This is a genomic window from Paracoccus yeei ATCC BAA-599 (assembly GCF_000622145.1).
Taxonomy (GTDB): domain Bacteria; phylum Pseudomonadota; class Alphaproteobacteria; order Rhodobacterales; family Rhodobacteraceae; genus Paracoccus; species Paracoccus yeei.
In genome coordinates, this window is the sequence record NZ_JHWH01000009.1 from 104,388 (window position 1) to 125,531 (window position 21,144).

Genomic DNA, 21,144 nt, shown 5'->3' on the forward strand with positions numbered 1-21,144 from the left:
CTAAGGGTGGTTCCCCGCCGCCGCTTCCGGCGACAGATCGGCGTTCGGCAGGAACAGCGTGTCGTTCTCGACGGCGTTCAGCAGGAACAGATAGGCCAGAGGCACGGACATGCGAACATCTGGCTGGCCGGTGCCGGAGGCGTCCTTCCTGGAAAAGCTGGCGTTGAAGCGCGCGATCATCTGGGCGCGGTTCGAAAACAGCTCATAGACCCGCTGCTGGACGAAGGCCGCCAGGGCGGGCTTTTTCCTTTGAACCAGAAATGCATAAGGCTCATAGGACAGGAACTCGGCCCCCTCGGCCCGCTGCACCGGGCACGAACCGATGTCGCGCGCCCAGGCGTCGCGCTTGGCGACGATCAGCTCGCGGTCGCCCAGATACACCCGGCGCAGGTCCTTGCCGGATGTGCAGAACCACTTGATCAGCGCGCCGTGATCGGACATGGGGCAAAAACTGTAATCGTCCCATATGCGCTGCTCGAAGGGGATGTTCGCATCGGCCGGTGCCTTAGCAGAGGCGTTCTTGTCGGCGATCCCGCCGCAACGCGGGTCGGACAGGGCTTTGCTGGCCTCGGCGCAGACCGCAGCGTTCCTCCCTAGGCTGTCCAGGCAGGTCTGGATACCGTCCCCGTCACTCAGCACGGTTTCGATCAGTGCCGTGGTGGCGGTGCTCAACCGCGTGATGTTCTGGTCCTGGACCATCGTGTTCAGATTTTCGGCCCTTTGGTGAAGCGTTTCCCAGTCCTCGTGCAGGCGACGCCAAGACTCCATGACAGCATCAAAGGATGCGCGCCGGCGTGGATCGACCTGCGTGACCGCGATCTGGCTTGCGGGGCTTTGCACGATGCTTGGTTCGTTCAGCAAACGCTGGGCCAGCAATGCCGCCTGCCAGCGCAGGTTGCAGCGTTCCACCAGCAGCGCCCGCGTATCCGGCATGAAGACCCGAAACTGGTCCACATGGCAGGTCTTGAGCGCAACGTCCCGCGCCGTCGCGTTCAGCACGAAGCCCAGGGCGACCGCGCCGACATTGCGGTTGCCCGTTTCCAGATAGGACACGCCCGACACGAAGACGATGGGTGAATAGATCCCCTTTTCGGATCGGTCGCGTTCGGAAAACCGCATGGTAACGGCGTCGCACAAGAGATCCACGTCACCCGCGTTGAACATGTCGAAGCGGTCTTTTGCCCCGACGGGCACGGCCTCGACCTTGTAGGCGGGATAGCCGTCGAAGATGTCAAAGCACATATCGGCCAGATAGCCGTGGAACTGGCGCGGGCCGCTTGCTTCATTCCGATAGGAAAATGGCGCGATGTCGACGCGAAACCCGATGCGAACCGGCTCGGGCTCGGCGCGGGCTGGCGTTGGCGCCAAGACCAGCATCGGGAACAGCATCGCCAGCAATGCCAGACCGGCGGCGCTTTCGACGCCTGTCCCGGTCCGGTCGCGTTCACGAACATTCGCGCGGCGCCGCTCGGGCAGGTCGCCAAAGATGCCGACCGCCAGAAAGGTCAGTGTCATCAGGGCCAGATGGCTTATCAGGTCCATCCGGCGGACGCAGGCCTCGGTCAGAATGGCGGTCGCGCACACGCAGTCGCGGATCAGGACGGTCCCGTTCCAGTAGGTTGCATGGGCAAGCCATAGCGTCCCGATCACCAGGGCCGCCACGACACCCCAGATCAGCCGGCGGTGCGGGGTCTTGCTTAGATCGGCGGAATAGATGGCCAGGGGGATCAGCGCGGGCAGGATGATCGCCTGCGTCGGATAGTAAAGCAGGAACGGCGCGGGGCCCCCCGCCAGCAATTCGGCAAAATACTCGCGGTTTGTGGCAATGAAGAACGCCTTCAGCGCAGCCACCAGAACCAGTCCCAGCACACCTGTCGCAACGCCAAGCGACGTGCAGACCAGGATCTGCCCGGCATAGTGATCGGGCTTGGTGCTGTAGCGCGCGCGGGCCCAGTCGCCGTTGTCCCACAGGTATTGGCGCAGCGAAAATGCGGCAAGAAGCGGCAGCCAGGTCAGGGAAGCCAGGCGCAGCGTTTCCACCAGCGCCGAGATCAGCATCCCGTAAAGGTTCGTCCGCTCGACATATTGCCCCACCGGATCCTGCAGTCCCCGCCAAGCCGCGGCGGCGCACAGGACGAAGACGGCGATCAGGGCGGCGAACAGCCCCGATTCCGGGCCTGTCCCCGCGCTGTCCGCCCGCGCGGTCTTGATCAGAATCGCGTGCAGGGCAGGGTCCGTATAGCTGTGATCCTTGAAGTCATCAGTGCGGTCGGGGCTGTCGATGTCGCGTTCCAGAAAGATCGCAAGGATTCCCACCAAGTCATGGCGCAAGCCTTCGGCTTTGCTGAACGTCGTGTTAAGATAATCGTCCAACCGGGCCTCGCGGGTGCCGGACAGGCGCCTGTCGTCGATCTCGGGCGGTTCGCTCATGCGCTGCTGGAATTCGTTCAGCAGGTCTCCGCTTTCGCGGACATAGGTTTCCTCAAGGTCGCGCACGGTCTGGGACACCTCGTGTCCCGGCCAGCTGCCGCGCTTGCTTTTGGACCAGGACACCAGCAGTTCAAGCTGCGACAACAGCGAAACCAGGTCCTGCGCGCGGCTCGCGCGCCGCCGCGCCCAGGCGCCCGCCCAGGCGTGGCCTTTGATTATCCCGTCCCATTGCGCGCGATAGCATGACAGCGCCTTGCCCAGCGGGGATTCCTCTAGGTCGCCTTTCGGCCCCGCGCGCTCCAGGGTCACGATCAGGTTGCGCATGGTCTGTTCCAGCCGCACCGGGATGCCCACCGCGCGATAGGCGCGCAGCCGCAGCCAGCCTTCGATCGCGGCGACCGGGGGCAGCATCTGCGCCAGGCCTGCAAAGCCGAATGCCAGCATCAGCGGCCATTGCGGGCTGTCGAAGCGCAGCTTGTCTGCATAGGCGTCGATGCCGATGGCAGGCACCAGGCGGGCCATCTGCACCAGCAGCTTGCCAAAGAACGTCAACGAGACATAAAGCAGCAGGATCGAGCCCGCATAGATGAAATAGGCCCGGATCAGGGCAGCCTGGCCGCCAAGGTCATTGGGCCCAAGCTGGGTCAGGGCGCGCGACGGGGATTTCACCACCGTCTTGATGCGAAATCTTTGCCAGGCGAAAACCGCGATGAAAATGCAGCCAAAGGCAAAGGCGTACAAGAAGCCCGAGGCGAATTTGACGCCCATCATGGGGACCTGCACCACCTCTTCGGCGGAAAGCTGGTTGAAGGTCCACAGGGACGCGGGCACCTCGGCCGGCCATGGGTCTGCCATGGGGCCTCCGAATACCGATTAACAAATACGGAAAACCGGGCGCCGGCCCCAGGGGTCGGCGCCGGAGTCGTTCAGCAGCGTTGGACGTTGGGATTGCAAGGTCCGGCGTGGGCCGGGCCGCTGTCCAGGGCACCAATCAGGGAAAAGGTCAACGTCAGGAAAAGAACCAGGGGTTTCATTCGCACCTCCTAACAACCCCACCAGCATAGCACGAAAAACCGTTGCTGAAAACAGCGATGACGGGGGGCTGTTGCCGGTTTTCCCCGGCTCCACCGGATCTTGCGTGGTCCGGGGAACTTCCGGCGGTGGCGTGGACGTTGAATTCCGCGCGCCCCTTGCCCGGGCGGACCAGAAGCGGGGGACAGGCGATGGCAACGACACGCACGGCGGGAACGCAATCGAAAGCCGGGGGCGGCAATGCCTGGCACCGGGATCTGGCCGGGTGGAAGGCGATCCTGTCGCGCCTGCGCGAGCAGATCTCGCAGGATCACATCGGGGTCGTGGCGGCGGGCATCGCCTTCTATACGCTGCTGTCGATCTTTCCGGCGATCGCGGCCTTCATCTCGGTCGCGGGGCTGATCCTGGACCCGGCCGAGGTCGCGGGCGAGGTGTCGGACCTGGTCGCCGTCCTGCCCGAAAGCGCCGGGGCGATCATCGGCGACCAGGTGACGAAGGTCGCGGGCGGCGAGAACACCGCGACCGGGTTCGTCGCGCTGGCGGGCTTTGCCATCGCCGTCTATGGCGCGATGAAAAGCATCCTGACCCTGATCGAGGGGCTCAACATCGCCTATGGCGAACAGGAAACCCGTGGCATCGTCCGGCTTTACGCGACGGCCTTCGCCCTGACGCTGGGGCTGATCGTGGGCATGGCGCTGGCCATCGGCGTGGTCGTGCTGCTGCCGGTCCTGCCGGCACTGGGCGACACGCAGGCGGCAGGTTCGGGTCTGCTGTGGCTGCGCTGGCCGATCCTGGCCGGGATCGCGGTGCTGGGATTTGCGCTGGTCTATCGGATCGGGCCGGCCAAGCGCTCGGCCGGCTGGCGCTGGATCAGCCCGGGGGCGGTGCTGGGCACGGCACTGTGGATCGCGGGCACCGTGGGCTTTTCGCTTTATGCGCGCTACTTCGGCAGCTACACGGAAACCTATGGCGCCTTGGGCGGCGTGGTCATCCTGCTGACCTGGCTGTGGGTTTCGGCCTATGCCATGCTGATGGGGGCAGAGCTGAATTCCGAAATCGAGCGGCAGGATTCCGGCGCCGCCGGAGACGCGCACAGTTCGGTCTTTGATCAGGCCGCCCCCGCCTCCACGCCGCCGAAGGACCCCGCGCCGATGCCCGCCGCGCCTGCCCCTGCCCAGGCTGCCCAGCCGGCCGCGCCCGGTCACGGGCTGGTGCTGGTCGGCGCGCTGGCACTGCTGCTGGTCGGGCGCCTGCGCCGCCCCGGTCCGCCGGAACGGCCCTGAGCCTGCTGTCGCGGGAACGCCACCCCGGTAGGCCGGGTTTTGCAGACACGACGCCAACCGTTCGAGAGGATCATGGACAAGCCCCCCGCGACCCCGCCCCTTCCCCCGCATGCAACCGAGGGCCAGCTGATCGCCTATGGCAAGCTGGTCGCCGCCCTGCCGGACCTGCTGGATGAGCAAAGCCTGCGCGCCGTCCTGGACTGGCTGGAGGACCGCAAGGTCTTTTCCGACGGGCAAGAGGACCCCGGCGCCGTCATGGATGACGGGCTTGCGACCGAATTGCGCATCGCCGAAACCTTTCGCCAGATTGCCGAGCGGCTTGAAGGCCGCGCGCCTTGATCCTCAGCCCATCTGATTGGTGAGGAACCCGAGCAGGCTGCGTTCGGAACTGCGCAGCTCGGCCAGATCGGGGCGGGGAAGGCTGCCAAGCAAGTCCACGCGCGCCTCGGGCGCCAGTTCGGCAAGACCCAGAACGGCGGGGTGGATATAGGATTTGCGGCAGATCAGCGGCGTGTTGAACAGCCGCTCGGCCGCTGCATCGGCCATCATGCGGATCGTCAGCTTCTGGTCGGGCGCAAGGCCGCTGGCCAGTTCGAAGGCCGCAAGCGTTCCCCCCCAGGTGCGGAAGGTCTTGGCGGTGAACCCCTGGCCGACCACATCGGCGACATAGTCGTTCACATCCTGCGAATGAAGGCGTCGAACCGCACCGCTGTCGTCGATATAGGTGAAGATGTTGCGCCCCGGCAGGTCGCCAATGTCCTGCAGGATCCGGTTCAGCCGCTTGTCCCGCAGCGTCTGGCGGCACAGCTTGCCGCCCTTGGCCCGGAACCGCAGTTGCAGGAAGCCATCCTCGCTAAGCCGCAGGTGCCGCGTCTGCAGGGTCGAGGCGCCGAAGGTCCGGTTCTGCGCCGTATAGGTTTCGTTGCCGACGCGCAGGCAGGTGCGGTCCAGCAGCAGGACCAGCGCCGCCAGGCTGAAGGCGCGGTCGCCGACCTCGCCCTGCAGGTCGCGCCGCAGGCGGCGGCGCAGTCCGGGCAGCGCCTGGCCGAAGGCGGCAAGCTGGGTATATTTCGTCTGCGACTGCGATGCCTGCCAGTCAGGGTGATAGCGGTATTGCTTGCGCCCGCGCGCATCGCGGCCGGTTGCCTGCAGATGGCCGTTCGGCAGCGGGCAGATCCAGACGTCGGTATAGGCGGGCGGGATCCCCAGGCTGCGCACCCGCGCCAGTTCGGCGCGATCCAGGGGCCGGCCGTCCGGCCCGCGATAGCTGAAGCCCTTGCCCGCGCGGCGCCGCGTGATGCCCGGCTCGCTGTCCGAGACATAAACCAGGGCACCCGCCGCAGGATCGTCTTTTTCGGGTTTGCCCATCATGTGCCGCATCTGCTGTCGCATCGAACGGCCAAGGCGGGGGGCGGGTTCCGTGGCCGCGTCAGGGCGGGGCGGGCCAATCGCTTCATGGCGCTGGCAGCGCCTGCGAAAGGCGCTAGAACAGGCCGGGACAGCGGGGGGAAACAGATGGCAAGGCCCACCTTCGGCGACATCGCCCGCAAGGCCGGCGTCGGCACGGCGACGGTCGAGCGCGTGCTGAACGGGCGCGGCGGGGTGCGCCCCGAGACGATGGAAAAGGTCGTGCTGGCCGCCCGCGCCCTGGGCTATGCCCGCATCCTGCCCGAGGCGCATCGCGGCCTGATGCGGATCGAGGTCCTGATGGTGCGCCCCGAGACGACCTTCTATCGCAGGCTCTCGCGCGCCTTCGAGCGGATCGCGGCGACGCTTGACCCGCTGATCGTCGTCCACCGCAGCTTTGCCCCCGAGATGAACCCGCGCGAGGTGGCCGACCGCATCCTGTCGGCCGAGATGCGGCGGGCGGGGCTGATCCTGGCCGTGCCTGACCATCCGGTGGTGCGCGCGGCGGTCGAACAGGTCGCGGGCCAAGGCCTGCCCATCGTGCATGTGGTGACGCGCGCATCGGATCGGGTGGGCGAATTCGTGGGCATCGACAACCAGGCGGCGGGACGCACGGCGGGGCTGTTCCTGTCGCGCATGGCGCCACGCCGGGGCTCGGTCCTGGCGATCTGCCATCCGATCTATGGCGTCCATCGCGACCGCATCCGGGGGCTGTCGGACTATATGCAGGCCCATCCCTCGGGGCTGACGCTGGACCTGATCGGCTTTGGCGAGGATCGCGAGGATCTGTCCGCCGACATCCTGTATCGCGCCCTGCAGCGGATGCCGGACCTGGCGGGGCTCTATAACGCCGGCGGCGCCAATGCCGCGCTGATCGACGTGCTGCGCCGCCACCCGCGCGGGCGCGAGCTGTTCTTTGTCGGGCACGAGCTGACCGACTACACCCGCGCCGCGCTGTCGGACGGGATCATGGACGTGGTGCTGGACCAGGCGCCCGAGGCGCAGGCCCGCCGCGCGCTGGACCTGATCCTGCGCCGCGCCGGCCTGACGCAGCTTGAACCCGACCAAAGCCCGATCCGGTTCGTCACCGTCACCGCCGAAAGCCTTTGATCTGATCTGATCAACGAACCTTTCGCCGCGTCCCTTCGCCGCTGCTACATCTTGCCGCAGAAGGACGGCCCCCGTCCCGCCACCCCCTTTCGGAGCGCGTCATGGACGATCTGCAATTCGGCAAACGAAACAAGCGCGGCGACTGGACGCCGAACGATACCGTCCAGCCTGCCCCGATCTGGCACCTGCCCTTTGACCTGAAAGCCATCCTGCACTGGCTGCCGCATTACTTCTTTCCCTGGAACATCCTGTTCGCGCTTTCGGCCGTGGCCTATTGGGCTTGGGTGATCCCGCCGGTCGAAACGCTGCGAACCATCGGCTTCGGCTGGGTGCTTTGGCTTTACGCGGTGAACGCGGTCTGCGTGTTCCTGTTCTATGGCGCGTTCGAACTGCACCTTTACGTTCTGCGCCGCCAGGGCAACCGCTTCAAGTACAACGCCAAGTTCCCGTCCGAGCAGAAAAGCAAGGCGTTCTGGTTCGAAAGCCAGGTGATCGACAGCATGCTGCGCACCTTCCTGTCCGGCGTCACGATCTGGACGGCGGTCGAGGCGGTGATGCTGTGGGCCTATGCCAACGGCTACGCCCCCTGGCTGTCGTTCGCCGAACGGCCCTGGACGCTGGCGCTGGTGGCCCTGGCCGTGCCGATCATCCACGAGGTGCATTTCTTCTGCGTGCACCGGCTGATCCACACGCCCTGGCTTTATAAATGGGTGCACTCGGTCCACCACAATTCGGTCAACCCGTCGCCCTGGTCGTCGCTGGCGATGCATCCGGTCGAACACCTGCTGTATTTCGGCACCGCCTTCTGGCACCTGATCCTGCCGTCGAACCCGATCATCATGATCTATCAGATGAACTTCGCGGGCTTCGGCGCGATCCCCGGCCATGTCGGCTTCGACAAGATCGAGGTGGGCGAGGACAAGCTGGTCGATAGCCACGCCTATGCCCATTACCTGCACCACAAGTATTTCGAGGTGAACTACGGCGACGCCCTGATCCCCTTGGATAAATGGTTCGGCACCTGGCACGACGGCTCGGCCGAGGGCGAGGCCCGGATGCAGGCGCGTTACCGGAAACGCAAGGAAAAACTCGCGGCCCGTCAGGCCCGCACGGAAGCGAAAGGAGCCACCGAATGACCGACACAATGACCTGGATCACCGCCGCCACGCTCGACGACATCGAACAGGAAGGCGCCATCCGTTTCGACCACGCCGGCCGCACCTACGCGATCTTTCGCGCGCCCGACGACAGCGTTTACTGCACCGCGGGCCTGTGCACGCACGAGGCGATCCACCTCGCCGACGGGCTGGTGATGGATTACGAGGTCGAATGCCCCAAGCACTCGGGCGCCTTCGACTATCGCACGGGCGAGGCGCTGCGCCTGCCGGCCTGCGCGAACCTCAAGACCTATCCGGTCCAGGTCGTGAATGGCGAGATCCGCGTGGCCCTTTAAGGCGGGCCGCGCCACGAACCAAGGCCCGGCACGAACCAAGCACTGTCACGGGCCCCGGCACGCACAGGGGTGAACCGGCACCCCGACAGGGAGGATGGCATGAAAACGATACTGGCAGCGGCCTCGGTCGCGGCACTGATGGCGGCTGGCGCAGCGCGGGCGGAAACCATCGCCGTCTCGATGCAAAGCTTCGACAACAATTTCCAGACATTGCTGCGCCAAGGCCTGCAAAAGCGCGCGGACGAGGTCGGCGGCGTCGCGCTGCAGATCGAGGACGCCCAGACCGACGTGGCCAAGCAGCTGAACCAGGTGAACAACTTCATCGCGCTGGGAGTCGATGCGATCATTCTGACGCTGGCCGACACCTCGGCCGCGCCCGGCATCTCGGCCGCGGCGGAATCGGCGGGCATCCCACTGGTCTATCTGAACCTGCAGCCGGCCAATATCGACAGCCTGCCCGAAACCCAGGCCTATGTCGGCTCGCGCGAGGCGGAATCGGGCGCGCTGGGGGCGAAGGCCGCCTGCGATCTGCTGAAGGCGCAGGGCAAGGCCGACAGCGCGCAGGTCTATATCCTGATGGGCGATCTGGCGCATGAGGCGACGCGCGAACGCACCCAGTCGGCCAAGGACACGCTGGCGGCGGGCGATTGCAAGGGCGTGACCATCGCCGACGAACAGCCTGCCGCCTGGCAGCGCACCAATGCGCTGGACCTGACGACGAACTGGATCACCTCGGGCCGGCCGATCGACGCGATCCTGGCCAACAACGACGAAATGGCCATCGGCGCGATCCAGGCGCTGAAGGCGGCGGGCACGCCCATGCAGGATGTGGTGGTCGTGGGCATCGACGCCACCGCCGACGGGCTGGCCGCGATGCAGGCGGGCGATCTGGACGTGACCGTGTTCCAGAATGCCGCCGGCCAGGCCGCCAGCGCGATGGACGCGGCCCTGGCCCTGGCGCGCGGGCAAACGGTGGAACGCCAGATGATGGTGCCGTTCGAACTGGTCAGCCCGCAGACCATGGCCGCCTATGCCGGCCGGAACTGATCGCAAGGGGAACGCCATGGACGGCATGGTCATCATCGGCGCCGGCGAATGCGGCACCCGCGCGGCCTTTGCTCTGCGCGAGGCGGGCTGGGCCGGTCCCGTCACCCTGATCGGGGCGGAACCCGGCCTGCCCTATGAACGCCCGCCGCTGTCCAAACCTGGCGAGGCTGGCGTCCGCCGCAAGCCGATCTGCGACGCGGCGGCGCTGGCGGGGGCCGGTATCGACTATCGCCCCGGCACCGTGGTGCAGGGGATCGACCCCGCCGCGCGCCGGGTGATGCTGGCGGGGGGCAGCCTTGGCTATGACCGGCTGCTGCTGGCGACCGGCGCGCGGCCCCGGCGGCTGTCCTGTCCGGGCGCGGATCTGGCGCGGGACTTCCGCAGCCACGCCGATGCCGAGGCGGTCTTTGCCGCTGCGCGCGGTCCCGTCGCCATCATCGGCGCCGGGCTGATCGGGATGGAGCTTGCCGCCGTCCTGCGCGGCATGGGCCTGCCGGTGACGGTGATCGAGGCCGGCCCCGCCCCCCTGGCGCGCGCCGTGCCGCCCCGCTTTGCCGCCGCGCTTTACCAGCGGCACCTGGCCGAAGGCGTCTGCTTTCGCCTGGGCGAGACCGTGGCCGGGATCGACGCGGACGGGGTGCTGCTCGCCTCGGGCGGGCGGGTTCCGGCGGGGCTGGTCGTCAGCGCCATCGGCGTCGCGCCCGACATCGTGCTGGCGCGGGCGGCAGGGCTTGCGACCGGCGACGGCATCCTGACGGACGGGCGGCTTGTCACCTCGGACCCGCATATCCTGGCGGCGGGGGATTGCGCCGCCGTGGCGCTGCCGGGCGGCGGCCACCTGCGCCAGGAAAGCTGGCGCAATGCCCGCGCCCAGGCCGAGGCGGCGGCGCGCACCATGCTGGGCCAGGGGCAGGCGTTCGCCGGCCTGCCATGGTTCTGGTCGGATCAATACGATCTGGGCCTGCAGGTCGCGGGCCTGCCGTGCCCTGAACACGCCACGGTGCTGCGCCAGCAGGGCGACGCAGAGATCGTCTTTTATCTAAACGCCGGGCGGCTGGTCGCTGCGGCGGGCCTGGGTCCCGGCGCCAGCATCGCGCGCGACATCAAGCTGGCCGAGATGCTGATCGCCGCCGGCCTGTCCCCCGACCCCGACGCCTTGGCGGACCCCGCCGTCGCGCTGAAGTCGCTGCTGAAAACCGCGCGGGCGGCGTGATGCACGGCTTTCAGGTGTTCCAGTCGCTTTGGGCGATGGAGCGGCGCCAGACCGACGGGATTGAGCGCGCGCTGCCCGAGAACATTGCCCTGATCGCGGGCGCGGGGTTCGACGGTGTCAGCGCCCATTACACCGACCGCGCCCAGGTCGCGGCGCTGGACCGGGCATTGGCCGGCACGGGGCTGGGGATCGAGGGCGTCTGCTTTCCCAGGACGGTCGAGGACCTGCGCCTGCCGCTGGAACTGGCGCGCGACTATCCGGTGCGCCACATCAACCTGCAACCCGACGTGCGCCTGCGCCGGGTCGAGGATTGCCTGCCGCTGCTGGACGGCTGGATGGCGCTGGCCGAGGCCGCCGGCGTCCCCGTGCTGATCGAGACGCATCGCGACCGTATGACCACCGACCTGTTCTTTACCCTGGACCTGCTGGAGGCGCGTCCCGACCTGCCGCTGCTGGCCGACCTGTCGCATGTCCTGGTCGGGCGCGAATTCGCCATGCCGGTCGATGCCGAAAACCACGCCATGATCGGTCGCATCCTGCAAAACGCCTGGGCCTTTCACGCCCGCGTCGCCTCGCGCGAACAGGTCCAGGTCGAGATTTCCTTTCCCCACCATCGCCCCTTGCTTGACCTGTTCATGGGCTGGTGGGGCCAGGGCTTTCGCGACTGGCGCGCGCGGGCGGCGCCGGGTGCCACGCTGGTCTGCACCTGCGAGCTGGGCCCGCAGCCCTATGCCATTGCCGGGCCCGACGGCAACGATCTGTCCGACCGCTGGGCGGAATCGCAGGCGCTGGCCAAGATGCTGCGCGCGCTTTGGGCCGAGGTCGCGGCCGAGCCTATGCCGTCTCCTCGGCCACCAGGCCCAGCCGCGCCTCGACCTCGCGGCGCATGATGAATTTCTGCACCTTGCCGGTCACGGTCATCGGGAAGCTTTCGACGAATTCGACATAGCGTGGGATCTTCTGGTGCGCGATCTGGCCGCGGCAGAAATCGCGGACCTCGTCACCGGTCATCGCCTCGCCGTCGCGCAGCACGATCCAGGCGCAAAGCTCTTCGCCAAAGCGGTGGTCGGCGACGCCAAAGACCTGGACCGAGTGGATCTTGGGATGGGTGAACAGGAACTCCTCGATCTCGGTCGGATACAGGTTCTCGCCGCCCCGGATCACCATGTCCTTGATGCGGCCGACGATGTTGCAATAGCCCTGATCGTCGATCCGGGCCAGGTCGCCCGTGTGCATCCAGCCGCCCGCGTCGATGACCTCGGCGGTCTTTTCCGGATCGTCCCAATAGCCCAGCATCACCGAATAGCCGCGGGTGCACAATTCGCCCGGTTCGCCGCGCGGCACGATGCGGCCATCGGCGTCCACCACCTTGACCTCAAGATGCGGATGGATGCGGCCCACGGTCGAAACGCGCCGGTCCAGCGGGTCGTCGGTCGCGCTTTGAAAGCTGACCGGGCTGGTTTCGGTCATGCCATAGGCGATCGTCACGTCGCGCATGTGCATGCGCTGGACCACCTTCTTCATCACCTCGATGGGGCAGGGCGATCCCGCCATGATCCCGGTGCGCAGCGACGACAGGTCGAAGCGGTCGAATTCGGGATGTTCGAGTTCGGCAATGAACATCGTCGGCACGCCGTAAAGCGCGGTGCAGCGTTCGGCCTGGACCGTTTCCAGCGTGGCCAGCGGGTCGAAGCCCTCGCCCGGATAGACCATCGCCGCGCCATGGGTGACGGCCGCCAGGTTGCCCATGACCATGCCGAAGCAGTGATACAGCGGCACCGGGATGCAGATCCGGTCCTCGGGCGACAGCTTCAGCGCGCGGCCGACGAAATAGCCGTTGTTCAGGATGTTGTGGTGGGTCAGCGTCACGCCCTTGGGCGAGCCCGTGGTGCCGCTGGTGAACTGGATGTTGATCGGGTCATCGAACTGCAACGCGCCGGCCAGCCGGACCAGCTCGCCCTGTTCGGCGGGGCCGCCCAGGTCCGCCACCGCGTCAAAGCCGATGCAGCCATCCCGCGCCGGGCCGCCGATCTGGATCACCGTGCGCAGGTTCGGCAGCCGGGCGCAGGACAGCCGCCCGGGATCGGACGCGGCCAGTTCCGGTGCCAGCGTTTCCAGCATCCCCATGTAGTCGCTGGACTTGAACGCGGTCGCCGTGACCAGCGCCACGCAGCCGACCTTGTTCAGCGCGTATTCCAGCTCGGTCAGGCGGTAGGCGGGGTTGATCGTGACCAGCACCAGTCCCGCGCGGGCGGCGGCGAATTGCACCAGCGCCCATTCCGCGCGGTTGAGCGACCAGATCCCGATGCGGTCGCCGCGCCGCAGGCCAAGCGCCAGCAGGCCGGCGGCCAGCGCCTCGGCGCGTTCGCGCAGTTCGGCCCAGGTCCAGCGGATGCCCTGGGCGGGGGCGACCAGCGCCTGCTGCCCCGGCCATTCCCGCGCCGCCCGGTCCAGAGCCTGGCCGATGGTCATGCCCAGCAGCGGCTGGTCCGAGACCCCGGACACATAGCTTGGTTCCCCCATGAAATCCTCCCTCCCCTTTTCCTGTCATCGCTGCCCCAGAAAGGCGCGGATGCGGTCCTGCGCCTCGGGGCTTTCCCAGCAATCGGCCAGCGCGGTGATCGAGGCCGCGATGTCGTCCGCCTGATCGCGTCCCAGCCGCAGGCACAGCGCCTTGGCCCGCGCCACCGCCCCCGGTGCCGTCTTCAGCACCGCCGCCGCCGTGGCCGCGACGCGCTCCTCCAGCGCCTCCGGCGGGCAGGCGTCGTGGATCAGCCCTGCGCGCAGGGCGAAATCGGTGCCGAAGGCCTGGCCGGTAAAGAACACCTGCCGCGCCATGCCCTGGCCCATGCGGGCGACGACGAAGGGGCCGATGGTCGCGGGGATCAGGCCCAGCCGCGTCTCGGTCAGCGCCAGCCGCACGTCGGTCGCCGCGATGGCGATGTCGCTGACCGCGATCAGCCCCAGCCCGCCGCCATAGGCATGGCCCTGGACCCGCACGATCAGGGGCTTGGGCAGCGCGTTCAGCGCCGCCAGCATCGCCGACAGCCGCCCCGCCTCGGCCATCTTGCCGGCGCGGTCGGCCGCCTGCTGGGCCCGCATCCATTCCAGGTCGCCCCCGGCGCAGAACGTCGGCCCGGTCGAGGCCAGCACCACCGCGCGCACATCGGCGTCCTCGCCCAGCAGGGCCGCCGCCTCGGTCAGTTCGCCGATCATCCGGGCATCCATCGCGTGATGCTTGTCCGGGCGGTTCAGGGTCAGGGTGGCGATGCCCTGTGCATCGCGCTGGATCAGGATCGTCCGCATCATGCGCTTTCCGCCTTGAGGGTGGCCATGAACGCCTCGGCCCGCGCCAGCAGGCCGAGGTCCAGCCCCGTGTCCCAGCCGGCGTCCGCCAGCATCCGCGCCAGCGGCAGGGTCGAGACGTTGCCCCGCGCGCCCGGTGCATAGGGGCAGCCGCCAAGCCCGCCGATGGCGCTGTCGAAGGTGCGCAGCCCGTGGTCCAGCGCCACGGCGACGTTTTCAAGCGCGCGGCCGCCGGTGTCGTGGAAATGCCCGGCCAGCCGCACCGGGTCGATGGCGGCGCCCAGGTGGGCCAGCAGCCGGTCGATGTCGTCGGGCCCGGCCCGCCCGATGGTATCGCCCAGCGAAACCTGATAGCAGCCCATGTCCAGCAGCGCCTGGGTCACGCGGCGCACCGCCTCGGGCGCGACCGCGCCGTCATAGGGGCATTCCACCACGCAGGACACATAGCCGCGCAGGGGAATGCCCGCCGCTCGCGCCGCCTGCGCCACGGGCTCGAAGCGTGCAAGGCTTTCGGCGATCGAGCAGTTGATGTTGCGCCGGCTGAATCCTTCCGAGGCCGAGGCGAAGATCGCGACCTCGTCCGCGCGGGCCGCCTGCGCCGCCTGAAACCCCTGCATGTTCGGGGTCAGGGCGGCATAGCGGATGCCGGGGCGGCGGTGGATGGCGGCCATCACCTCGGCCGCGTCGGCCATCTGCGGCACCCATCTCGGGGACACGAAGCTTGCGGCCTCGATCCGGGTCAGGCCGGTGTCCGAAAGCAGGTCGATCAGCGCGACCTTGGTTTCGGTGGCAACGAAACCGGGTTCGTTCTGCAGGCCGTCGCGGGGGCCGACCTCGTATATCGTGACCGGCTCAGGCATCGGCGGGCTCCAGTTCCACCAGCAGGGCACCGTCGGCCACGGTGTCGCCGACCGCGCAATGGATGGCCTGGACGGTGCCGGCGCCCGCGGCGCGCAGGCTGTGTTCCATCTTCATCGCCTCGATCACCACCAGGATGTCGCCTGGCGCGACCCGGGCGCCGGCCATGGCGGGAACCGCGCGCACGAGCCCGGTCATCGGCGCGGCGATCCGGCCGTCGCCCGCGCCGCCCGCGCGTTCCACGGCCAGCGGGTCGATCCGCGCGAAATCGGTGATCCGCCCGTCCAGCAGGACCGAGACGGCGTCGCCCCGCCGCGCCACGCGCGCCGTCAGGTTGCGCCCATTCCGGCGCGCGCGGGCGGTGCCGTCCGCGCCCAGGGCAACGGCGGTGAAGGCGCTGTCGCCCACCGCGACATGGCCCGGGCCCAGCAGGTGCAGATCGCGGGCGATCCGCTCCTTGCCGTGGGCAAGGTCGACATGCAGGCTGGCCGGCCCCCACAGCCGGAACCCGGCCTGCGGTGCCGCGGGGTCCAGATCCAGCGCCGCCAGCGCCGCGAACAGGAAGGCCGCGTCGTCGGGGTCCGGCACATGGGTCAGCGCCTCCTGCTTGCGGCCGATCAGCCCGGTGTCCATGCGCCCTGCGGCGAAATCGGGGTCGCGGCACAGCGCCTGCAGAAAGCCCAGGTTCGTCGCCGTGCCCGCGATATGGGTCTGCCCAAGCGCGCGGTGCAGCGCCGACAGCGCCTGCTGCCGCGTCGCGGCATGGGTGGTCAGCTTGGCGATCATCGGGTCGTAATGCGGGCTGATCCGGTCGCCGCCGCGCACGCCGGTGTCGATGCGCGCGCCTTCGGGGAAGGCCACGTGCAACAGCGGCCCCGGCGCGGGCAGGAAGTCGCGGGCGGGGTCTTCGGCATAGATCCGGGCCTCGAAGGCGTGGCCGGTCAGCCCGATCCGGTCCTGCGTCAGGGGCAGAGGTTCGCCCGCGGCCACGCGCAGCTGCCATTCGACCAGGTCGAGGCCGGTGATCGCCTCGGTCACGGGATGTTCGACCTGAAGCCGGGTGTTCATCTCCATGAACCAGAACCCGTCGGCGCGCAGCGGGCCCGAGCCGTCGGCGATGAACTCGACGGTGCCGGCGTTCCGGTAATCCACCGCGCGGGCGGCCTGGACGGCGGCCTGGGTCATCGCGGTGCGGACCTCGGGCGGCATGTCGGGGGCGGGGGCCTCCTCGATCACCTTCTGGTGGCGGCGCTGCAGCGAACAGTCGCGTTCATAGAGGTGGACGATGGTGCCGTGGCTGTCGCCAAAGACCTGCACCTCGATGTGGCGGGGGGTGGTGATGTATTTCTCGATCAGCACGGCGGGGTCGCCGAAACTGGACTGCCCCTCGCGCTGCGCGCCTTCCAGGGCGGCGGCGAAATCGGCGGGGTCGGCGACCCGCCGCATCCCCTTGCCGCCGCCGCCGGCGCGGGCCTTGATGAGGACCGGATAGCCGATGCGCGCCGCCTGCTCGGCCAGGAAGGCCGCGTCCTGGTTTTCGCCGTGATAGCCCGGCACGACCGGGACGCCGGCGGCCTCCATCAGCGCCTTGGCCGCGTCCTTGAGCCCCATGGCCCGGATCGAAGCGGCCGAAGGGCCGATGAAGACCAGCCCCGCGTCCTGCACGGCCTGCACGAAGCCCGGATTTTCCGACAGGAAGCCATAGCCCGGATGGATCGCCTGCGCCCCGGTTTCCAGGGCCGCCGCGATGATGCAGTCGCCGCGCAGATAGCTGTCGGCGGCGGAGGCGGGGCCGATGTGGATCGCCTCGTCCGCCAGGTCGCGGTGGCGGGCATCGGCGTCGGCATCGGAATAGACCGCGACCGTGGCGATGCCCATGCGGCGGGCGGTGTCGATGACGCGGCAGGCGATTTCGCCCCGGTTGGCGATCAGGATTTTCGTGAACATGCCTGCCCCCTTACATGCGAAAGACGCCAAAGCGCGTGTCCTCGACCGGCGCGTTCAGGCAGGCGCGCAGGGACAGCGCCACCACGTCGCGGGTCGTGCGCGGGTCGATGATGCCGTCGTCCCACAGCCGGGCCGAGGCATAAAGCGGATGCGACTGCGTTTCGAACTGGTCCAGGACGGGCTGCTTCAGCGCCGCTTCCTCGGCGTCCGAGACGCTGCCGCCGCGTGCCTCGACGGCGGCGCGGCGCACGGTGGCCAGCACCCCGGCGGCCTGCTCGCCCCCCATGACGGCGATGCGGGCGTTGGGCCACATCCACAGGAAGCGCGGGCCGAAGGCGCGCCCGCACATGCCATAGTTCCCCGCCCCGAACGAGCCGCCGACGATCACCGTCACCTTGGGCACCGCTGCGGTAGAGACCGCCTGCACCAGCTTCGCGCCGTCGCGGGCGATCCCGCCGGCTTCGTATTTCTGGCCGACCATGAAGCCGGTGATGTTTTGCAAGAACAGCAGCGGGATTTTCCGCTGGCAGCAAAGCTCGATGAAATGCGCGCCCTTTTGCGCGCTTTCGGAAAACAGCACGCCGTTGTTGGCGATGATGCCTATGGGGATGCCGTCGACATGGGCAAAGCCGCAGACCAGCGTGGTGCCGAAGCGCTCCTTGAACTCCTCGAAATCCGAGCCGTCGACGATGCGGCCGATGATCTCGCGGATGTCATAGGGGGTCTTGGCGTCGACGGGGATGACGCCGGGGATCTGGGCGGGGTCCAGCACCGGGGCGACGGACGCCCGCAGCGGGATGGACGGCGTGGGCGCGAGGCCGAGGTTCGCCACCGCCTGCCGGGCCAGGGCGATGGCATGGGCGTCGTCCTCGGCCAGGTAGTCGGCGACGCCGGACAGCCGGGTGTGGGTGTCGCCGCCGCCCAGCGTCTCGGCATCGACCACCTCTCCGGTGGCGGCCTTGACCAGCGGCGGGCCGGCCAGAAAGATCGTGCCCTGATCGCGCACGATGATGGTCTGGTCGCTCATCGCCGGGACATAGGCGCCGCCGGCGGTGCAGGAGCCCATGACGACGGCGATCTGGGCGATGCCCTGCGCGCTCATCCTGGCCTGGTTGTAGAAGATGCGGCCGAAATGGTCGCGGTCGGGAAAGACCTCGTCCTGGTTGGGCAGGTTGGCGCCACCCGAATCCACCAGATAGATGCAGGGCAGGCGGTTTTCCTGGGCGATCTCCTGCGCGCGCAGGTGCTTCTTGACCGTCAGCGGGTAATAGGTGCCGCCCTTGACGGTGGCGTCGTTCGACAGGATCATGCAGTCTCGCCCCGACACCCTTCCGATGCCCGCGACCACGCCCGCAGCCGGAATGACGCTGTCATAGACGCCATGCGCGGCGAACAGGCCGATTTCCAGAAAGGGGCTGCCCGGGTCCAGCAGCCGCGCCACCCGGTCCCGGGGCAGCAGCTTGCCGCGCGCGACATGGCGGTCGCGCGACTTTGCGTCGCCGCCCCGCATGGTCTGTTCGGCAAGCGCTGCGGTTTCGGCGATCAGCGCCTGCATCCGCGCCGCATTGGCGGCGAATTCGGGCGATCCGGGGGCGATCTGGCTGGCGATGCGGGCCATGGCTCAGGCCGTCTGCGCAAAGATTTCGCGGCCGATCAGCATCCGCCGGATTTCCGAGGTGCCGGCGCCGATCTCGTAAAGCTTGGCGTCGCGCAGCAGGCGGCCGGTGGCGAACTCGTTGATATAGCCGTTGCCGCCCAGGCACTGGATCGCCTCCAGCGCCACCTGCGTCGCCTTTTCGGCGGCATAGAGGATGCAGCCGGCGCTGTCCTGGCGCGTGGTCTCGCCCCGGTCGCAGGCGGCGGCCACGGCATAGACATAGGCCCGGCAGGCGTTCATCGTGGTATACATGTCCGCGATCTTGCCCTGCATCAGCTGGAAGCTGCCGATGGGCTGGCCGAACTGTTCGCGCTGGTGGACATAGGGCACGACGATATCCAGCGCGGCCGCCATGATGCCCAGCGGGCCGGCGGCCAGCACGACGCGTTCGTAATCCAGCCCCGACATCAGCACCTTGACGCCCTGGCCGACCTGGCCCAGCACGTTTTCCGCCGGGACGCGGCAGTCCTGGAACACCAGCTCGCAGGTGTTCGAGCCCCGCATCCCCAGCTTGTCCAGCTTTTGCGCGGTCGAAAAACCTGCCATCCCGCGTTCGACGATGAAGGCGGTGATGCCGCGCGGCCCGGCCTCGGGGTCGGTCTTGGCATAGACGATCAGGGTGCTGGCGTCGGGGCCGTTGGTGATCCACATTTTGTTGCCGTTCAGCACATAGGCGTCGCCGTCGCGGGTCGCGCGCAGCTTCATGCCGACCACGTCGGACCCCGCGCCGGGCTCGGACATGGCCAGCGCGCCGACCTGCGCACCCGAGATCAGCCCGGGCAGGTAGCGCGCCTTCTGGTCCGCCGTGCCCCAGCGCCGCATCTGGTTCACACACAGGTTCGAATGCGCGCCATAGGACAGCCCCACCGAGGCCGAGGCGCGGCTGATCTCCTCGATCGCGATGCAATGCGCGAGATAGCCCATGCCGGCGCCGCCGTCCTCCTCGGGCACGGTGATGCCCAGCAGCCCCAGGTCGCCCAGCTTGCGCCACAGGTCCTGCGGGAACTCGTTCTCGGCGTCGATCCGGGCGGCGCGGGGCGCGATCTCGGCTGCGGCAAAGCGGCGCACGGTGTCGCGCAGCGCCTCGATGTCCGCGCCCAGACCGAAGTTCATCACCGCATTGAACATGTTCTTTCCTCCATCCGCCGGGCGGGTCCTGCCTGTGCCTTGCGGGGATGGGCCGGCAGACCGCCAAAGGCGGCCGTGCTGTCCCTCTCTCTCCCCACGGGCAGCTTAGCGGCGGCCGGATTGCATTCGGCGCCAGATCCTGTGCAGGATGCGCCACGAAAGGACCCGTTCATGCGCAAGTCGCTGTCGCGCCGCCAGACCCCGGTCGCCTTTGTCCAGGCGATCCTGCGCGCCTATGCGGACCGGGGCATGGACGCGGGGCCTGCGCTGGCGGCGGCGGGGCTGGGTCCGGCCGATCTGGCCGATCCGCAGGGGCTGGTCGCGCTCGAGCGGTTCGAGGCGCTGTCCGCCCATGCCATGCGCGAACTCGACGACGAGGCGCTCGGCTGGTTTTCGCGCCGCCTGCCTTGGGGCAGCTACGGGATGGTGCTGCGCGCGTCGCTGCCATCGCCCGATCTGGGGGTGGCGCTGGGGCGCTGGTGCCGGCACCACAACCTGCTGACCGAGGACGTCCGCCTGACCCTTGCCCGCGACGGCGATGCCGCCCGGGTCCGCGTGGCCGAGGCGCGCGCGCCGGGACCCCTGCGACGGTTCTGCCTGGTCAGCCTGCTGCGCAACCTGCACGGCGTCGGCTGCTGGCTGGCCGACAGCCGCATCCCTCTGCGCGAGGCGCATTTCCCCTTCGACGCCCCGCCCTGGGCCGAGGCGCTGCGCCGGATGTTTCCCGGGCCTGTGCGCTTTGGCGCGGATACGGCGGGGCTGGTCATGGATGCGGCCTATCTGGAGCTGCCCGTCGTGCGCGACGACCGCGACTTGCGCACGCTGCTGCGCCAGCCGATCCCGCTGATGGCGCGCGTCTATCGCCAGGACCGGCTGCTGTCGCACCGGATCACGGCGCTGCTGGCGTCGGCACCCCCTGCCGCCCAGCCCGACGCCGAGACCATCGCGGCGTCCCTGGGCATATCGCTGCGCAGCCTGCAGCGGCACCTGCGCGACGAAGGCACGTCGCTTGCCGCGCTGAAAACCCGGGCCCGGCTTGAACGGGCGGCGGGCCTGCTGGTGCGGGGGACGCTGCCCATCAAGCGCATCGCCCATCTGGCGGGCTATCGCGACGAAACGAGCTTCAGCCGCGCCTTTCGCCGCTGGTCGGGACAAAGCCCCGCCGAATACCGGCGCGGCCACGCCCCGGCAGCGGCAGCGGCGGGGGTGTGAAGGCGGACGGCTGTTTGTCCGCATGCGGCGCGACGCGGTCAGGATGAAGCGCGCGCGGCGC

At 68.6% G+C, this 21,144-nt stretch carries 17 protein-coding genes; 9 read left to right on the forward strand and 8 right to left on the reverse strand.

The window, feature by feature from the left end; genetic code table 11:
- On the reverse strand, positions 1 to 3,285 hold the full coding sequence (locus BU28_RS22215) for a transporter substrate-binding domain-containing protein (protein ID WP_051577904.1): 3,285 nt from the start codon (positions 3,283 to 3,285) through the stop codon (positions 1 to 3).
- Between the two features lie 368 nt (positions 3,286 to 3,653).
- Here BU28_RS22215 and BU28_RS22220 point away from each other — a divergent pair, with 368 nt between their 5' ends.
- Both BU28_RS22220 and BU28_RS0106660 read left to right on the forward strand, forming a co-directional pair.
- Positions 3,654 to 4,745, forward strand: coding sequence for a YihY/virulence factor BrkB family protein (locus BU28_RS22220; protein WP_051577907.1), 1,092 nt, complete (start codon positions 3,654 to 3,656; stop codon positions 4,743 to 4,745).
- Positions 4,746 to 4,817: 72 nt separating this feature from the next.
- Positions 4,818 to 5,084 (forward strand): hypothetical protein, encoded by a 267-nt coding sequence (locus BU28_RS0106660; protein WP_028718783.1) that lies wholly within the window; start codon positions 4,818 to 4,820, stop codon positions 5,082 to 5,084.
- A gap of 3 nt (positions 5,085 to 5,087) precedes the next feature.
- Here BU28_RS0106660 and BU28_RS0106665 read toward each other — a convergent pair whose 3' ends face one another.
- Entirely contained in the window at positions 5,088 to 6,116 is a 1,029-nt protein-coding gene (locus tag BU28_RS0106665; RefSeq protein WP_081791296.1) for a DNA topoisomerase IB, read from the reverse strand.
- A 144-nt stretch (positions 6,117 to 6,260) separates the two neighbouring features.
- On the opposite strand from BU28_RS0106665, the gene BU28_RS0106670 reads away from it, so the two are divergent.
- From BU28_RS0106670 to BU28_RS22225, 6 genes are all read left to right on the forward strand, one after another.
- Entirely contained in the window at positions 6,261 to 7,262 is a 1,002-nt protein-coding gene (locus BU28_RS0106670; protein ID WP_028718785.1) for a LacI family DNA-binding transcriptional regulator, read from the forward strand.
- A gap of 101 nt (positions 7,263 to 7,363) precedes the next feature.
- Entirely contained in the window at positions 7,364 to 8,398 is a 1,035-nt protein-coding gene (locus BU28_RS0106675) for a sterol desaturase family protein (RefSeq protein ID WP_028718786.1), read from the forward strand.
- Positions 8,395 to 8,715 carry a MocE family 2Fe-2S type ferredoxin gene (locus BU28_RS0106680; protein ID WP_198945002.1) on the forward strand — a complete coding sequence of 107 codons (321 nt, stop codon included), beginning with the start codon at positions 8,395 to 8,397 and terminating at the stop codon, positions 8,713 to 8,715. Before BU28_RS0106675 ends, BU28_RS0106680 begins: the two co-directional genes overlap by 4 nt.
- A 99-nt stretch (positions 8,716 to 8,814) precedes the next feature.
- Positions 8,815 to 9,762 (forward strand): substrate-binding domain-containing protein, encoded by a 948-nt coding sequence (locus tag BU28_RS0106685; protein ID WP_028718788.1) that lies wholly within the window; start codon positions 8,815 to 8,817, stop codon positions 9,760 to 9,762.
- 16 nt (positions 9,763 to 9,778) lie between these two features.
- Positions 9,779 to 10,975 (forward strand): NAD(P)/FAD-dependent oxidoreductase, encoded by a 1,197-nt coding sequence (locus BU28_RS0106690; RefSeq protein WP_028718789.1) that lies wholly within the window; start codon positions 9,779 to 9,781, stop codon positions 10,973 to 10,975.
- Positions 10,975 to 11,865 (forward strand): sugar phosphate isomerase/epimerase family protein, encoded by an 891-nt coding sequence (locus tag BU28_RS22225; RefSeq protein WP_198945003.1) that lies wholly within the window; start codon positions 10,975 to 10,977, stop codon positions 11,863 to 11,865. The genes BU28_RS0106690 and BU28_RS22225 overlap by 1 nt, the downstream gene beginning before the upstream one ends.
- Here the strand turns inward: BU28_RS22225 and BU28_RS0106700 are convergent.
- Genes BU28_RS0106700 through BU28_RS0106725 form a run of 6 tightly spaced genes read right to left on the reverse strand, consistent with a single transcriptional unit; the run spans position 11,810 to position 19,871 of the window.
- A complete protein-coding gene (locus tag BU28_RS0106700) occupies positions 11,810 to 13,498 on the reverse strand; it encodes an AMP-binding protein (protein WP_028718790.1) in 1,689 nt (562 codons plus the stop codon). The genes BU28_RS22225 and BU28_RS0106700 overlap by 56 nt on opposite strands.
- A gap of 24 nt (positions 13,499 to 13,522) precedes the next feature.
- The gene (locus BU28_RS0106705; RefSeq protein WP_028718791.1) at positions 13,523 to 14,284 is read right to left on the reverse strand and encodes an enoyl-CoA hydratase-related protein; all 762 of its coding nucleotides are present in this window, start codon (positions 14,282 to 14,284) and stop codon (positions 13,523 to 13,525) included.
- The gene (locus BU28_RS0106710; protein WP_028718792.1) at positions 14,281 to 15,141 is read right to left on the reverse strand and encodes a hydroxymethylglutaryl-CoA lyase; all 861 of its coding nucleotides are present in this window, start codon (positions 15,139 to 15,141) and stop codon (positions 14,281 to 14,283) included. Before BU28_RS0106710 ends, BU28_RS0106705 begins: the two co-directional genes overlap by 4 nt.
- Entirely contained in the window at positions 15,134 to 17,086 is a 1,953-nt protein-coding gene (locus BU28_RS0106715) for an acetyl/propionyl/methylcrotonyl-CoA carboxylase subunit alpha (RefSeq protein WP_051577909.1), read from the reverse strand. The genes BU28_RS0106710 and BU28_RS0106715 overlap by 8 nt, the downstream gene beginning before the upstream one ends.
- A gap of 10 nt (positions 17,087 to 17,096) precedes the next feature.
- The gene (locus BU28_RS0106720) at positions 17,097 to 18,704 is read right to left on the reverse strand and encodes a carboxyl transferase domain-containing protein (RefSeq protein ID WP_028718794.1); all 1,608 of its coding nucleotides are present in this window, start codon (positions 18,702 to 18,704) and stop codon (positions 17,097 to 17,099) included.
- A gap of 3 nt (positions 18,705 to 18,707) precedes the next feature.
- Entirely contained in the window at positions 18,708 to 19,871 is a 1,164-nt protein-coding gene (locus BU28_RS0106725; RefSeq protein ID WP_028718795.1) for an isovaleryl-CoA dehydrogenase, read from the reverse strand.
- A gap of 171 nt (positions 19,872 to 20,042) precedes the next feature.
- Between BU28_RS0106725 and BU28_RS22230 the strand changes: the two genes are divergently transcribed.
- Positions 20,043 to 21,083: an AraC family transcriptional regulator gene (locus BU28_RS22230; RefSeq protein ID WP_036762195.1), complete on the forward strand. Its 1,041-nt coding sequence runs from the start codon at positions 20,043 to 20,045 to the stop codon at positions 21,081 to 21,083.
- The last annotated feature ends 61 nt before the right edge of the window (positions 21,084 to 21,144 follow it).

Coding starts and splice junctions, on each gene's coding strand:
- BU28_RS22215 (WP_051577904.1), bottom strand. CDS start 3,285: ATGGCAGACCCATGGCCGGCCGAGGTGCCCGCGTCCCTGTGGACCTTC.
- BU28_RS22220 (WP_051577907.1), top strand. CDS start 3,654: ATGGCAACGACACGCACGGCGGGAACGCAATCGAAAGCCGGGGGCGGC.
- BU28_RS0106660 (WP_028718783.1), top strand. CDS start 4,818: ATGGACAAGCCCCCCGCGACCCCGCCCCTTCCCCCGCATGCAACCGAG.
- BU28_RS0106665 (WP_081791296.1), bottom strand. CDS start 6,116: ATGATGGGCAAACCCGAAAAAGACGATCCTGCGGCGGGTGCCCTGGTT.
- BU28_RS0106670 (WP_028718785.1), top strand. CDS start 6,261: ATGGCAAGGCCCACCTTCGGCGACATCGCCCGCAAGGCCGGCGTCGGC.
- BU28_RS0106675 (WP_028718786.1), top strand. CDS start 7,364: ATGGACGATCTGCAATTCGGCAAACGAAACAAGCGCGGCGACTGGACG.
- BU28_RS0106680 (WP_198945002.1), top strand. CDS start 8,395: ATGACCGACACAATGACCTGGATCACCGCCGCCACGCTCGACGACATC.
- BU28_RS0106685 (WP_028718788.1), top strand. CDS start 8,815: ATGAAAACGATACTGGCAGCGGCCTCGGTCGCGGCACTGATGGCGGCT.
- BU28_RS0106690 (WP_028718789.1), top strand. CDS start 9,779: ATGGACGGCATGGTCATCATCGGCGCCGGCGAATGCGGCACCCGCGCG.
- BU28_RS22225 (WP_198945003.1), top strand. CDS start 10,975: ATGCACGGCTTTCAGGTGTTCCAGTCGCTTTGGGCGATGGAGCGGCGC.
- BU28_RS0106700 (WP_028718790.1), bottom strand. CDS start 13,498: ATGGGGGAACCAAGCTATGTGTCCGGGGTCTCGGACCAGCCGCTGCTG.
- BU28_RS0106705 (WP_028718791.1), bottom strand. CDS start 14,284: ATGATGCGGACGATCCTGATCCAGCGCGATGCACAGGGCATCGCCACC.
- BU28_RS0106710 (WP_028718792.1), bottom strand. CDS start 15,141: ATGCCTGAGCCGGTCACGATATACGAGGTCGGCCCCCGCGACGGCCTG.
- BU28_RS0106715 (WP_051577909.1), bottom strand. CDS start 17,086: ATGTTCACGAAAATCCTGATCGCCAACCGGGGCGAAATCGCCTGCCGC.
- BU28_RS0106720 (WP_028718794.1), bottom strand. CDS start 18,704: ATGGCCCGCATCGCCAGCCAGATCGCCCCCGGATCGCCCGAATTCGCC.
- BU28_RS0106725 (WP_028718795.1), bottom strand. CDS start 19,871: ATGTTCAATGCGGTGATGAACTTCGGTCTGGGCGCGGACATCGAGGCG.
- BU28_RS22230 (WP_036762195.1), top strand. CDS start 20,043: ATGCGCAAGTCGCTGTCGCGCCGCCAGACCCCGGTCGCCTTTGTCCAG.